General features: G+C 69.7%; 10 protein-coding genes. 6 read left to right on the top strand and 4 right to left on the bottom strand.

The window, feature by feature from the left end:
• The first annotated feature begins 2 nt into the window (after positions 1-2).
• Genes BGP17_RS05665 through BGP17_RS05685 form a run of 5 tightly spaced genes read left to right on the top strand, consistent with a single transcriptional unit; the run spans position 3 to position 6,994 of the window.
• A complete protein-coding gene (locus tag BGP17_RS05665) occupies positions 3-878 on the top strand; it encodes an alpha/beta hydrolase (protein ID WP_167300585.1) in 876 nt (291 codons plus the stop codon).
• Positions 875-2,476: a tannase/feruloyl esterase family alpha/beta hydrolase gene (locus BGP17_RS05670; protein ID WP_286711300.1), complete on the top strand. Its 1,602-nt coding sequence runs from the start codon at positions 875-877 to the stop codon at positions 2,474-2,476. The genes BGP17_RS05665 and BGP17_RS05670 overlap by 4 nt, the downstream gene beginning before the upstream one ends.
• Positions 2,473-4,125 carry an AMP-binding protein gene (locus BGP17_RS05675; protein WP_286711301.1) on the top strand — a complete coding sequence of 551 codons (1,653 nt, stop codon included), beginning with the start codon at positions 2,473-2,475 and terminating at the stop codon, positions 4,123-4,125. Before BGP17_RS05670 ends, BGP17_RS05675 begins: the two co-directional genes overlap by 4 nt.
• A 5-nt stretch (positions 4,126-4,130) precedes the next feature.
• Complete coding sequence (locus BGP17_RS05680) at positions 4,131-4,445, top strand: hypothetical protein (RefSeq protein WP_167300587.1); 315 nt, start codon at positions 4,131-4,133, stop codon at positions 4,443-4,445.
• Positions 4,445-6,994 carry a beta-glucosidase gene (locus BGP17_RS05685; RefSeq protein ID WP_286711302.1) on the top strand — a complete coding sequence of 850 codons (2,550 nt, stop codon included), beginning with the start codon at positions 4,445-4,447 and terminating at the stop codon, positions 6,992-6,994. Before BGP17_RS05680 ends, BGP17_RS05685 begins: the two co-directional genes overlap by 1 nt.
• 131 nt (positions 6,995-7,125) lie before the next feature.
• Here the strand turns inward: BGP17_RS05685 and BGP17_RS05690 are convergent, their stop codons facing one another.
• Genes BGP17_RS05690 through BGP17_RS05705 form a run of 4 tightly spaced genes read right to left on the bottom strand, consistent with a single transcriptional unit; the run spans position 7,126 to position 11,472 of the window.
• Positions 7,126-7,836 (bottom strand): triose-phosphate isomerase family protein, encoded by a 711-nt coding sequence (locus BGP17_RS05690; protein WP_341786461.1) that lies wholly within the window; start codon positions 7,834-7,836, stop codon positions 7,126-7,128.
• A complete protein-coding gene (gene rhaT, locus BGP17_RS05695) occupies positions 7,833-8,891 on the bottom strand; it encodes an L-rhamnose/proton symporter RhaT (protein WP_286711303.1) in 1,059 nt (352 codons plus the stop codon). Before rhaT ends, BGP17_RS05690 begins: the two co-directional genes overlap by 4 nt.
• Positions 8,892-8,893: 2 nt before the next feature.
• On the bottom strand, positions 8,894-10,042 hold the full coding sequence (lldD, locus tag BGP17_RS05700) for an FMN-dependent L-lactate dehydrogenase LldD (protein ID WP_167300591.1): 1,149 nt from the start codon (positions 10,040-10,042) through the stop codon (positions 8,894-8,896).
• Complete coding sequence (locus tag BGP17_RS05705; RefSeq protein WP_286711304.1) at positions 10,039-11,472, bottom strand: FGGY-family carbohydrate kinase; 1,434 nt, start codon at positions 11,470-11,472, stop codon at positions 10,039-10,041. Before BGP17_RS05705 ends, lldD begins: the two co-directional genes overlap by 4 nt.
• A gap of 113 nt (positions 11,473-11,585) precedes the next feature.
• Here BGP17_RS05705 and BGP17_RS05710 point away from each other — a divergent pair, with 113 nt between their 5' ends.
• Entirely contained in the window at positions 11,586-13,703 is a 2,118-nt protein-coding gene (locus BGP17_RS05710; protein ID WP_286711305.1) for a bifunctional rhamnulose-1-phosphate aldolase/short-chain dehydrogenase, read from the top strand.
• Positions 13,704-13,705: the final 2 nt, after the last annotated feature.

Raw genomic sequence — 13,705 nt, forward strand, 5'->3', positions numbered from 1 at the left:
CCATGCGTACCCTCTTCCGGATCCTGGCGCCGTTCGCGCTGTTCGCCGGCAGCGTCACCGCCCATGCCCAGGAGGCGATCCGGCTCTGGCCGAACGGCGCGCCGGGCTCGATGGGTCCGATGCAGGCGGAGACCACCGCCGACAAGAAGCCGTACGGCTTGATCACCCGCAACGTCTCCGAGCCGACGCTCACGGTGTTCCGCCCCGATCCGAAGATCGCCAACGGCACCGCGGTGATCGTCGCGCCGGGCGGCGGCTTCCATCTGCTCTCGATCGGCAATGAAGGCGACGGCGTGGCCAGGTGGCTCAACAGTCAGGGCATCACCGCCTTCGTGCTGCGCTACCGCCTGCTTCCCACTGGCGACGATTTCGGCATGGTGATGATCCGCCGGCTGATGAACTTCAAGTCGCTCGAGGCCGCGATCGTCCCGCTCCGTCCGCTCGCCACCGCCGATGGCGAGGAAGCGATGCGCTATGTCCGCGCCAATGCGGCCAGGTTCGGCGTGAAGCAGAACCGCATCGGCATGATGGGCTTCTCGGCCGGCGGCGCGGTGACGATGTGGACGGTGCTCGGCGCGAAGCCGGCCAGCCGCCCGGACTTCATCGTCGCCATGTATCCCGGCCTGGTCGGCAATCCGCTGACCGTCCCGGCCAAGGCGCCGCCGCTGCTCGCGATGGTCGCCGAGGACGATCCCATCGTCCGCCCCGAAGCCGGCCGGCTGGTCGATGCCTGGAAGGCGGCGGGCGCCGACGCGACCCTGGTGACTTTCCCCAAGGGCGGCCACGGCTTCGGCATCACCAAGAGCGGCAAGGCATCGGACGCCTGGCCCGAGCACGCGCAGAAATGGTTCCAGGCCAAGGGGTTGCTCAACAAATGAACCGGATAGCCCATTTCGGCGCACTGGGCGCCGTCGCCACCGCGCTGCTCGTCTCGGGCGGCAATCCCGAACCCGTCGCGGCGACCCCGCCCACCGGCGCCTGCACCGCGCTCACCGGCCTGGCGCTCGCCGACGGCAAGGTCGTGAAGGCCGAGGAAGTCGCCAAGGGCGGCATGGTCAACACCAAGGAGGGTACGCCCGGTCTCCCCGCCCAGGCCGGCTTCTGCCGCGTCTATGCGGTGCTCGCCCCCACCCCGCGCTCCGAGATCAAGGTCGAGGTGTGGCTGCCCGCACCCACTGCCTGGAACGGCAAGCTGCTGGGCGCCGGCAATGGCGGCTATGGCGGCTCGATGCTGCTCCCCCAGCTGACCATGCAGGGTGCGCTGGGCAAGGGCTATGCCACGGTGGGCACCGACATGGGCCATGTCGGCACTGCCGACACCGACGCCAAATGGGCGCTGAACCAGCCCGAGAAGATCGTCGATTTCGGCCACCGCGCCAACCATCTTGCCTCCGGCGTCGGCAAGGCCGTCATCGCCGCTTATTACGGCAATGCGCCCAAGGCGTCCTATTTCCAGGGTTGTTCCGATGGCGGCCGCGAGGCGCTGATGGAGGCGCAGCGCTATCCCGAGGATTATGACGCGATCGTCGCGGGTGCGCCGGCCAATGCCTGGAGCCGGCTGATGACCTCGTTCATGGCCACCGATCGCGCGGTGTTCGCCCGCCCCGAGACGCTGATCCCCAACGCGAAGCTCAAGCTGCTCCAGGACGCCGCGCTCGCCCAGTGCGATGCGAAGGATGGCGTGAAGGACGGCGTGCTCGACGATCCGCGCCAGTGCGGATTCGATCCGGCCGTGCTCCAGTGCAAGGCCGGCGACGGCCCCTCCTGCCTCACCGCCGGCCAGGTCACCGCGGCGCGCGCGCTGTATCGCGGCACCTTCGATGCCAAGGGCAGGAAATTCTTCCCCGGCTACATGCCCGGCGCCGAGGCCGTTCCCGGCGCCTGGGACCTGTGGCTCACCGGCCCCAAGGCCCAGCACGGCATCTTCGCCGGCGAATTCTTCCGCAACATGGTCTATTCGGACCCCGAATGGCAGCCCGCGTCGTTCGACGTGACGCGCGACTATGCCGCGGCCCGCCGCCTCGCGCCGGTGCTCGACAGCGACAATCCGGACATCGGCCCGTTCCTGAAGCGCGGCGGCAAGCTAATCCTCTATCATGGCTGGAACGACGCCGCGATCGCGCCCGAGAACACGATCGACTATTATCAGGCCGTGCAGAAGCGCGTCGGCGCCGCCGCGCGGGACTCGGTGCGCCTGTTCATGGTCCCCGGCATGTCGCACTGCCTGGCCGGCCCCGGCCCGAACGTGCTCGATACGCTCGGCACGATCGACAAATGGCGCCAGGGCGGCCCCGCGCCCGAGACGATGATCGCCACCAAATACGACAACGACCTGTTCGGCTATCTCGGCTTCCCGGCCAAGCCGGTCCGCACCCGTCCCCTGTGCGCCTATCCCAAGGTCGCGCGCTGGACGGGCAAGGGCTCGACCGACGAGGCGGCGAACTTCCTCTGCGTCGCTCCCGGCGCGAAGCGGTGAGCTCGGCCGCCAGCCTCGTCCGGGGCGCCGATGCGCCGCCGCTGATCGAGCACACGATCGGCGAGGCGCTGGCGCTGGCCGCCGCCCGCTGGGGCGAGCGCGAGGCGCTGGTCTCGGTCGAGCAGGATATCCGCTGGACCTTCGCCGAACTGCTCGAACGGGCCGACGCCTTTGCCGCCGGGCTGCTCGCGCTCGGGCTGGAGCCGGGCGAGCGGATCGGCATCTGGGCGCCCAATTGCATCGAATGGACGCTCACCCAGTTCGCTGCCGCGCGCGCCGGGCTGATCCTGGTCACGATCAACCCCGCCTATCGGACGTCCGAGGCCAGCTTCACCATGGCGAAGGTCGGCCTGGCCGCGCTGGTCTTCATGGATCGCTTCAAGACCAGCGACTATGCCGCGATGGTCGCCGAGATCGCACCCGACCTGCCCGCGCTCCGCCGCATCCTCTGCATCGGCACCGCGCGCCGGCCCGGCTGGATCGCGTTCGACCAGGTCGCCGGCCATGCGGACGATGCGAGCCGCCGGATGCTTGCGGCGATCGGCCCGGAACTGCGCGCCGGCGACGCGATCAACATCCAGTTCACCAGCGGCACCACCGGCCAGCCCAAGGGCGCGACGCTCAGCCATCGCAACATCCTGAACAACGGCTATTTCGTCGGCCTGGCCCAGCGCCTCCAGCCCGGCGACCGGGTCTGCATCCCGGTGCCGCTCTACCATTGCTTCGGCATGGTGATGGGCAACCTTGCCGCGCTCACGCACGGCGCGACGATGGTCTATCCCGCCGCCGGCTTCGACCCGGGCGCGACCCTGGCGGCGATCGAGCGCGAGCGCTGCACCGCGCTCTACGGCGTGCCCACCATGTTCATCGCCGTGCTCGCCCATCCCGAGTTCGAGCGGTTCGACATCGCTTCGCTGCGCACCGGCGTCATGGCCGGCGCCGTCTGCCCCGAGCCGCTGATGCGCGCGGTGAACGAGCGGCTGCACATGCCCCAGGTCACCATCGCCTATGGCATGACGGAGACCAGCCCGGTCAGCTTCCAGACCGCGGTGGACGATCCCTTCGAGCGCCGCATCGGCTCGATCGGGCGGGTCCAGCCGCATCTCGAATGCAAGATCGTCGACGAGGCCGGCGAGATCGTGCCCGCCGGCACGCCCGGCGAACTCTGCACCCGCGGCTATTCGGTGATGCTCGGCTATTGGGACGAGCCGGAGAAGACCGCGGCAGTGCTCGACGCGGAGGGCTGGATGCATTCCGGCGACCTCGCGGTGATCGACGCGGCCGGCTATGGCAATGTCGTCGGCCGGCTGAAGGACATGGTGATCCGCGGCGGCGAGAACATCTATCCGCGCGAGATCGAGGAGTTCCTCTACGGCCATCCGGCGGTGGAGGACGTGGCCGTGGTCGGCGTGCCCGACGATCGCATGGGCGAGGAGCTCTGCGCCTGGATCCGGCTGCGCGCCGGCTCGTCGGGCGACGCGGAGGAGGTCCGCGCCTTCTGCCGCGGTCGCATCGCCCACTACAAGGTGCCCCGCTACGTCCGCTTCGTCGACGCCTTCCCCACCACCGTGACCGGCAAGGTCCAGAAATATCTGATCCGCGAGGCGATGATCGCCGAGCTGGATCTCCAAACCGCAAGCCAAGGATGAAGATGATGAACAAGCTGCTGATCGCCGCCCTGCTCGCCCTGCCGGGCACCGCCCTCGCCCAGACCGCGCCGGCACCGGCCCCCGCGCCGACGGCGCCGGCCGCCGCGGCGAAGTTCACGCTGGATACGCCGATCCAGGAGATCGTGGCCGACGCCCAGGGCAAGGCCGCGATCGACAAGAACCTGCCCGGCCTGATCGGCCTGCCGCAATACGACATGTTCAAGGGGCTGAGCCTCAACCAGCTCAAGGCCTATTCGGACGGCAAGCTCACCGACGAGATCCTCGCCAAGACCGCCGCCGATCTCGCCGCGATCAAATGATGACTCGCGCCAATTTCCTTGCCTGCGTCGCCGCGACGGCGTTGATTGCGAGCGCACCCGCGCTCGCCCAGGCCCAGAACGAACGCATGACCTATCGTGAGAAGAGCGCTCCGCTGGAGAAGCGCGTCGAAGACCTGATGCACCGGCTCACGCTGGAGGAGAAGGTGTCGCTGCTCGCCGGCGAAAGCTCGATGACGCTGCATTCCGTCCCGCGGCTGGGCATCCCCGCGGTCAAGGTGACCGACGGCCCCACCGGCGTGCGCTCGCCCGAGGGCAAGCCCGCCACCGTCTTCCCGGTCGGCGTCGCCATCGCCGCGACCTGGAATCCGGAAATCGCCAGGGCGGTGGGCGCCGCGATCGCCGAGGAGTCGCGCGGCTATGGCGCGGCGGTGCTGCTGGCGCCGACGGTGAACATCGTCCGTACCCCGCGCTGGGGCCGCAATTTCGAGACCTATTCGGAGGATCCGCTCCTCGCCGGCAAGCTGGGCCTCGGCTATGTCGCCGGCGTCCAGGGCAAGGGCATCGGCGTCTCGATCAAGCACTTCGCGGTGAACAACCACGAGACCAACCGCTTCTTCGTCGATTCCGTCATCGACGAGCGGACGCTGCGCGAAATCTATCTTCCCGCCTTCGAGACGGTGGTGAAACGGGCCGATCCCTGGTCGGTGATGGCTTCGTACAACAAGGTCAACGGCACCTATGCGAGCGAGAATCGCTGGCTGCTCACCGACCTGCTCAAGAAGGAATGGAACTACAAGGGCTTCGTCGTCTCCGACTGGGGCGCGACCCATAGCACCGCCCCCGCGGCCAATGCCGGGCTCGACCTCGAAATGCCCGGCCCCGCCCAGCATTTCGGCGCCAAGCTGCTCGCCGCGGTGCGCGACGGCGAAGTGAGCGAGGCGCAGCTCGACGACAATGCCCGGCGCATCGTGCGCCTGATCGTCCGCAGCGGCGCGCTCGACGGACCCCAGCCCAAGGGCGAGATCGGCGGCGAACGCCACCGCGCGGCCGCCCGCGCCGCGGCCGAGGAAGCGATCGTCCTGCTCAAGAATGCCGGCGTCCTTCCGCTGAAGCCGGGCATCAGGACGCTCGCGGTGATCGGCCCCAATGCCGATATCGCCCGCATCCAGGGCGGCGGCAGCTCGGCGGTGGCGCCGTTCGACAAGCTGGTGACGCCGCTCGAGGCGATCCGCGCCGCGCTGCCGGGCGTCGAGGTGATCTACGAAAAGGGCGTCGACAGCGAGGAGACGCCGCCCACCGCCGCGCCCGCGCTGTTCAGCCCCTCGGCCGACAGCAGCGAGACCGGCCTGGCCGCCACCTACTATGCCAGTGCCGATTTCAGCGGCGACCCGGTGAAGCGCGAACGCGCCACCGATTTCACCAAGCGGATCAGCGCCAATATCGCGAGCGCCAAGGTGATCGGCTATGCATCGATGCGCTGGGCGGGCGTGCTGCGCGCGCCGGCCACCGGCACCTATGAGTTCAGCGTGCGCGGCACCGGCACGGGCGTGCTGACGCTCGACGGCAAGGCTATCCTCGACAAGGCGACGCCGGCAAAGCCGGACAATCGCGACGTGATCGGCTTTCCCGTTCCCCAGCGGACCGTCCAGGTCCAGCTCGAGGGCGGCAAGGCCTATCCGATCCAGCTCGACTATGTGACCGGCCAGACGCCCTATGAGGCACTGAAGTTCGGCGTGCGCGTGCCCCGGCCGGACTTCGATGCGGCAGTCGCCGCAGCGAAGCGCGCCGATGCGGCGATCGTGGTCGGCGGCTCCGCTTCGCTCACCGAGGGCGAAGGCTATGACCGGGCCAATTTCGACTTGCCGGGCGACCAGGACAAGCTGATCGCGGCGGTGGCGGCGGCCAACCCGTCGACCGTGGTGGTCATCAACGCCGGCGCGGCGATGACCATGCCCTGGGCAAAGGACGTGCCGGGCATCGTCGGCATGTGGCTACCGGGCCAGGAGGGCGCGGCGGCGCTCGCCGACATCCTGATCGGCAAGGTCAATCCCTCGGGCAAGCTGCCGGTGACCTTCCCGTTGCGCAGCGCCGACGATCCGGTGCGGCTGACGGACATGAAGACCCAATATGCCGAGGGGCTGCTGGTCGGCTATCGCGGCTATGAGGCGCGCGGCGTGGCGCCGCTCTTCGCCTTCGGCCATGGCCTGTCCTATACCAGCTTCGGCTATGCCGGCCTCGCCGCTCCCGCGACGGTGGCGCCCGGCGCCGCGGCCAAGGTCCGCCTCTCGCTCCGCAACACGGGCAAGCTGGCCGGGAAGGAAGTCGTCCAGCTCTATGTCGCGCGGGCCGATCGCACGGCCGAGGAGCCGATCAAGCAGCTCGCAGCCTTCGCCAAGGTGGCGCTGGCGCCGGGCGAGAGCCGCACCGTCGAGCTGAGCCTCGATCCGCGGGCCTTTGGCTATTGGGATGCCGCCACGCATCACTGGGTGGCGCGCGCCGGTGCCTATCAGTTGCTCGTCGGCAGCGCCTCGGACGATATCCGGCTGAAGAAGGACATCCGCGTCACCGCGACCAAGCCGATCGATTGACCCACCAACTTCGTCACCCCGGCCCCCTCGGCTGCTTGCCCCGCAGGCGACCGAAGGGGCCGGGGTGACGGCTATTTTGGTGCGGTTCGTTCCTGCGCCTCCGATGCGCCGCGGGAGCGGCCGGACGCCCTCTAGGCGCCCGCCGCCGCCTCCAGCACCGGCACGAAATCATCGGCCGACCGGCTGGCCCGGCCGACGAGCAGCCCGTCGATCCCCGGCAGTGCCAGCAGCTCCGCCGCGTTGCCGCCATCGACCGCGCCGCCATAGAGCAGCCGCGCCTCGCCCGCCTCGCCGCGCAGCATCTCGAAGATGCGGGCGAGATGCGCCGCATCCGGCACCGCGCTCCCGCCGATGCACCAGACCGGCTCATAGGCGATCGCGGCGCGCGACCGGTCGAGCCCGGGCGGCAGCGATGCGCGGAGCTGCGCCGCCACCAGCGCCCGCGCATCGGCCGAACGCTCGCACTCGCCCACGCAGATCACCACGGCCAGCCCGGCCGCCTGCGCGGCATGTGCCTTGGCGGCCACGCTGCTGGCATCGCCGGCACGCGTCTCGCTGTGCCCGGCCAGCACCATGGTCGCCCCGCTCTCGCGCAGCATCGCCGCCGACACGCCGCCGGTATGCGCGCCCTGGGCAGCGGCATGGCAATCCTGCCCGCCGATCGCAACGGCCCGCGCCCGGCGCGCCGCGCGCTCGATCAGCGTCGCCGGCAGCATCAGCCCGGCCTCGACGCCGAGCGCTTGCACGGCGGCGTCGATTCGTTCGACCTCGGCCAGGTCGGAGCCCGTGCCGTGCATCTTCCAATTGCCCAGGATCAGCGGGCGCCGCTTCGCCATGGTCATGCCGCGAGATAGTTGCCGACGCCGATCACCACGGTGGAGAGCAGCAGCGCGCCGATGCCCAGCCACACCAGCGTCCGCGTGCCCAGCCGCACCCCCGCCCATTCCTTGAGCGCGAAGCCCCAGAGCGTGGAGAACAGGATGATGCTCGCCATGTGCAGCGTCCAGGAGGAGAAGCCATATTTCCCCATCTGGCTCTCGCCCATCGTGTAGAAGAAGAACTGGAAATACCAGAGCGTGCCGCCCAGCGCGGCCAGGAGATAGTTGCGCAGCAGCGGCGGCTTCTCGCCCGACGGAACCGCGCCGACGATCTGCCCCGCCGACCGGTTGCGCAGGATCAGCCAGCCGCACCAGGCGAAATTGGTGGTGAAGCCGCCGAGCAGCACGACGCACAGCACCGGCAACCCTTGCCACAGCGGATCGGTCCCCGCCGCCACCGTGGCCGCGCGGATCGGCGCGCCGGCATCGAGCCCCCAGGCGAAGCAGCCCGACATGATGCCCGAGAAGACCGCGATGGCGAGCCCCTTGGGCAGGTTGAACTCGCGCACGCTCTGGCTTGCCGCCGCGCCTGCCATCTCGCGCTCCTTGCGGCGCCCGGCGGCGGCGACCACCAGGATGCCGGCAAGCGTGATCGCGATGCCGAAAAAGGTCATCTGCCCGCTCGACGTCTCCGCGAGCTGCCCCAGCGTGCCGTGGAAGATCGGCGGGCCCATCGTCCCGATCACCGTGGTCAGCCCGAGCGCCACCGCCATGCCGAGCGAGAGGCCGAGATAGCGCATGGTCAGCCCGAAGGTGAGCCCGCCAAAACCCCACATCGCGCCCCAGAACCAGCACCAGAACCAGGTGCTGCTCGGAGTCCGCGCCAGCACGCCGAGCAGGTCATGCGTCTGGATCGACGCGAACAGCCAGGGCGCGATCAGCCAGGAGAAGACGCCGCCGACCAGCCAGAATATCTCCCAGGACCAGGCCTGGATGCGGCGATAGGGAACATAGAAGCTGGCGGAGGAAAGCCCGCCAAGCCAATGAAACAAAACGCCGATCAGCGGATTTCCGCCCATATTCATTCCCTCCCCGCGAGTATCTTTTCGTCGATCTGGTCGATGCGCGTCACGCCGGTCAGCCCCATGGCGACGCGCATCTCGGCGGCCAGCAGCTCCAGCACATGCGCCACGCCCGCCTGCCCGCCGCCGCCCAGTGCCCAGGCCCAGGCACGGCCGAGCAGCACGCCCCGGGCGCCCAGCGCGAGCATCCGCACCACGTCGAGCCCCGACCGGATGCCGCCATCGGCCATCAAGGTCAGCCGGTCTCCCGCCGCATCGGCGATCGCCGGCAGCGCGCGGGCAGTCGACGGCACGCCGTCGAGCTGCCGCCCGCCATGGTTGGAGACGATCACGCCCTCCACGCCCCGCGCCGCCGCTTCGCGGGCGTCGTCCGGATCCAGGATTCCCTTGAGCAGGATCGGCCCCTTCCAGTGCCTGCGCACGAAATCCAGGTCGTCCCAGCCGATCGCGGGATCGAAATTGTCGCGCATCCAGGCGAAGAAGTCGTTGAGCCCGGTCTTGCCGGCAAGCACCGGCGCGACATTGCCGAGATGGTGCGGCCGGCCCCACAGGCCCACGTCCCAAGCCCAGCGCGGATGCGTCAGCGCCTGGCCGAATCGCCGCAGCGATCCGCCCAGGCCCGGGGCGCCGGCCAGCCCGGAGCGATAATCGCGGTAGCGCGTGCCGGGCACCGGCATGTCTACGGTGAAGATCAGCACCGGGCAGCCCGCCGCGCTCGCCTGCGCCATCAGGTCGATCATGAAGCCGCGGTCGCGGATCATATAGAGCTGGAACCAGGGCGGCGTTTTCACCGCCCCCGCCACTTCGGCGAGCGGGCAGGCCGAAACGGTCGACAGCGCGAAGGGCACCCCCGCCGCCTCCGCCGCCCGCGCCGCCTGCACTTCGCCGCGCCGCGCGTTGAGCCCCGCCAGCCCGACCGGCCCGAGCGCGACCGGCATCGCCAGCCGCTCCCCGAACAGGCTCGTCGACAGGTCGATCCGGGAAATGTCGCGCAGCACCCGCTGCCGCAGCGCCACCGCCTCGAGATCGGCGACGTTCCGGCCCAGCGTCACCTCGGCATAGGAACCGCCATCGATATATTCGAACAGGAAGCGCGGCAGCCTGCGCCGCGCCAGTGCGCGATAATCGGATATCGACGCCGCCTTCATGCCGCCTCGCTGCTGCCCGTCGCCAGGCTCCGCCAGCGCGCGGCATAGCCGGCGAGATCGCACTCGAGCGGCGCCACCCGGATGAGCGCCGAGGGCGGTGCCAGCGACGGGTCGATCAGGCGCAAGGCTCCATAGGACACGTCGTTGTGCTCGTTGGAGACGAAGACGTGGAGGTCCGGCCGAAGCGTGGCCAGCGTGCGGACAAAGGCCTGGGCCTCGCCGAACCGCCCCTCCACCAGCACGCGCTCGCGCGTCCCGATCAGGTCGAGCATCGCATCGGCCACCAGCGCCGCATAGAGGCACACCGCCGCGCGCAGCCCCATCGATTCGGCCGGCCGGTTGATCCAGCGCGTCGCGCCGCCCGGGAACGGGCCCATACCGGGGGTCAGCGTCGGCAGCACCATCGCGCCGCTCGCGACGACGCCGGGCAGCGCCGCGATGATCGCCGGCTGATCGGGATTGATGTCGACGCGCCGCGTATCGATGCCGGTCAGCAGCTCGATCTCGCGTCCGCCCATGAACCGGGCCGAGGGGATCGGGGTGCCATGGACGTCGACATTGACCAGGCAGTCGCGTGCCTCGGGCAGGCCTGCCAGGTCGAGGCGCGCGCCCTTGCCGGGGCTCCGCATCGCGACGAACCAGGTACCGGTCGAGAGCACCGTCGCTTCCTGCTCGGCGATATCGGCAAAGCCCCGCGCCGCGAGCAGGGCCGCGTTCGAATCGTGCAGCCCGCAATGCACCGCGACATCGGCCGGCAGGCCGGTGCGCTCCGCCCATTCCGCGCCGATCGTGCCGATCGCCTCGCCGGCATGCCGGAGCGGCGCGAGCCGGGCGGCCCAGCCCCGCCGCTCGGCAAGTGCCGACGGTTTGCCCGAGGCGGGGCACCAGAGATCGCTGTGGCAGCCCAGGCTCGTAACCTCGGATGCCGCGACGCCCGAGAATCGCCATGCCCAATATTGCGGCCAGGGCAGGATCGTCGCGTCACCGTGGAGCAGAGCCGGATCGAGCGATTCGAGGAAATGTAGCTGGAGTCCGAGGTTGAGCCCGTCGGGCAGCGCGGGCGAACCGGTGCGGGCAAAGGGATCCCGCTGGCCGCGATAGGCGGCGGCGCATTCGGCGGGTATTGCCTGCTCATAGTCGAGCGGCGGCGCCACCAGCGCCCCGTCGCGCACGATCGCGGCCGCGGCACCGTGCCCCACGGGAATGATCCGCGCCACCCGCCCGAGCCCCGCGAACGCGCGCAGCACCTCCTCGGCCCAGGCCTCGATCCCGGCCGCGTCGAGCGTGCGGACACGCTCGCCACCCAGCACCGTCACGGGCCGGTCATTGGGTCGCGTCCGCCGGGCCAGCATCGCCCCCGACGCATCCCAGAGACTGAGCTTCGACAAGGTCTTACCCAAATCGAGCACCACGCTCAGCCCATCACCCAATGCTGCCTCCCCAATTTGTTATGATTGATATTTAGCGAAGTTGATTGTATCTGGCTAGACACCTTGATAGAGAAGCTCGCGCCGAAACGGGCGCTGGGGGAGAGTAATTCCGGATGCTTGAAGACGAGACAAGGGTGCGCCGGGCGGTGTCCGCCATTCCGTTCGCCGTGCCGCGCAACCGCTGGTCCGATGCGGAGGCCGCCGGCATGTCGCCGGAGGGGCTGCTGCTCTACCGGTCGAACCTGTTGGGTTCGGACCTGACCGTCACCAATTTCGGCGGCGGCAACACTTCGGCGAAGATCGCGATGGCCGATCCGCTCAGCGGCGCGCCGGCGACGGTGCTGTGGGTGAAGGGTTCGGGCGGCGATATCGGCTCGATGAAGCTCGACGGCTTCGCCACCCTCTATCTCGACAAGCTGCTCGGCCTCGAATCGCGCTATCGCGGCGTGGCGTTCGAGGACGAGATGGTCGCGTATCTGCCGCACTGCACGTTCAACCTGAACGCGCGCGCGGCGTCGATCGACACGCCGCTGCACGGCTATCTGCCCTATGCGCATGTCGACCATGTCCATCCCGATGCGATCATCGCGCTGGCGGCATCGAGCGCGGGCAAGGACGCGACCGACGCGATCTGGGGCGGCGCGGTCGGCTGGCTGCCCTGGAAGCGCCCGGGCTTCGAGCTCGGCCTGCAGCTCCGCAAGCTCGCCACCGAAAGCCCGAACCTGCGCGGCGTGATGCTGGAGGGCCATGGCATCATCTGCTGGGGCGACACCGCCAAGGCCTGTTACGACAACACGATCGCGCTGATCGCGGACGCGGCGGCCTATCTCAACGAACGCCTGGCCCAGGGCCCGGCGTTCGGCGGCGAAGTGACCCCGCCCCTCGCCGCCGATGACCGCGCCGTCCTCGCCGCCGCGCTGATGCCCCGGCTGCGTGGCCTGATGCGCGGCGCGCGCGGCAAGATCGGCCATTTCTCCGACGATCCCGAGACGCTGGAGTTCGCCGGCAGCCGCGATTTCGCCCGGCTGGCCGCGATCGGCACCTCGTGCCCCGATCACTTCCTGCGCACCAAGATCGCCCCGCTCACGCTCGATCCCGCCCGGCTCGACGACGAGGCCTATCTGGCCGACGCGCTGGAGGCGTATCGCCAAGGCTATGCGGCCTATTATCAGCGCTGCGCCGAGCCCGGCGATCCGGCGATGCGCGATCCCAATCCGGTGGTGGTGCTGATCCCCGGCATCGGCCGCATCACCTTCGCCGCCGACAAGACCACGGCGCGCCTGGCCGGCGAATTCTATGGCAACGCGATCAACGTGATGCGCGGCGCCGAGGCGATCGGCGATTATATCGGCCTGCCCGAGAAGGAAGCGTACGGCATCGAATATTGGGCGCTCGAGGAAGCCAAGCTGCAGCGCATGCCCAAGCCCAGGCCGCTGGTCGGCCGCATCGCACTGGTGAGCGGCGGTGCCGGGGGCATCGGCGCGGCCACCGTGCGGCGCCTGCTCCAGGACGGCGCCTGCGTGATGCTGGTCGACCGCGACGCCGAGGCGGCCGAGCGGGTCCGCGCCGAAATGGCCCAGGCCTTTGGCAAGGACGTGGTCCGCGCCGAGACCTGCGACGTCACTGACGAGCGGCAGGTCGCCGCGGCGTTCGAGGCGTGCACCCGCGAGTTCGGCGGGCTCGACATCCTGGTCGCCAATGCCGGCATCGCCTCTTCCGCTTCGGTGGAGGATACCAGCGTCGCGCTGTGGCGCCGCAACTACGACGTGCTGACCGAAGGCTATTTCCTCAGCGCCCGCGCCGCCTTCCCGCTGATGCGCGCGGTCGGCGGCGGCTCGATCGTGTTCATCGGCTCGAAGAACGCGCTGGCCGCGGCAGTCAACGCCTCCGCCTATGCCTCGGCCAAGGCGGCGTCGCTGCACCTCGCCCGCTGCCTGGCGCTGGAAGGCGCGCCGCACGGCATCCGCGTCAACACGGTCAACCCGGACGCAGTGATCAAGGGCTCGCGGATCTGGGACGGCGACTGGCGCAAGGAACGTGCCGGCGCGCACGGCATCGATCCCGGCTCGGAGCTGGAAGAGCATTACCGCAACCGCTCGATGCTCAAGCGCGACGTACTGCCCGAGGACGTGGCGGAGGCGGTGCATTTCTTCGCTTCCGAAGCCTCTTCCAAATCGACGGGCAACATCGTCAATGTGGATGCCGGGAACGCGCAGGCTTTCCCGCGATAAGA

Source organism: Sphingomonas sp. 67-41, assembly GCF_001899725.1.
Classification (GTDB): domain Bacteria; phylum Pseudomonadota; class Alphaproteobacteria; order Sphingomonadales; family Sphingomonadaceae; genus Sphingomonas; species Sphingomonas leidyi.

Coding starts and splice junctions, on each gene's coding strand:
- BGP17_RS05665 (WP_167300585.1), top strand. CDS start 3: ATGCGTACCCTCTTCCGGATCCTGGCGCCGTTCGCGCTGTTCGCCGGC.
- BGP17_RS05670 (WP_286711300.1), top strand. CDS start 875: ATGAACCGGATAGCCCATTTCGGCGCACTGGGCGCCGTCGCCACCGCG.
- BGP17_RS05680 (WP_167300587.1), top strand. CDS start 4,131: ATGAACAAGCTGCTGATCGCCGCCCTGCTCGCCCTGCCGGGCACCGCC.
- BGP17_RS05685 (WP_286711302.1), top strand. CDS start 4,445: ATGACTCGCGCCAATTTCCTTGCCTGCGTCGCCGCGACGGCGTTGATT.
- BGP17_RS05690 (WP_341786461.1), bottom strand. CDS start 7,836: ATGACCATGGCGAAGCGGCGCCCGCTGATCCTGGGCAATTGGAAGATG.
- rhaT (WP_286711303.1), bottom strand. CDS start 8,891: ATGGGCGGAAATCCGCTGATCGGCGTTTTGTTTCATTGGCTTGGCGGG.
- lldD (WP_167300591.1), bottom strand. CDS start 10,042: ATGAAGGCGGCGTCGATATCCGATTATCGCGCACTGGCGCGGCGCAGG.
- BGP17_RS05710 (WP_286711305.1), top strand. CDS start 11,586: ATGCTTGAAGACGAGACAAGGGTGCGCCGGGCGGTGTCCGCCATTCCG.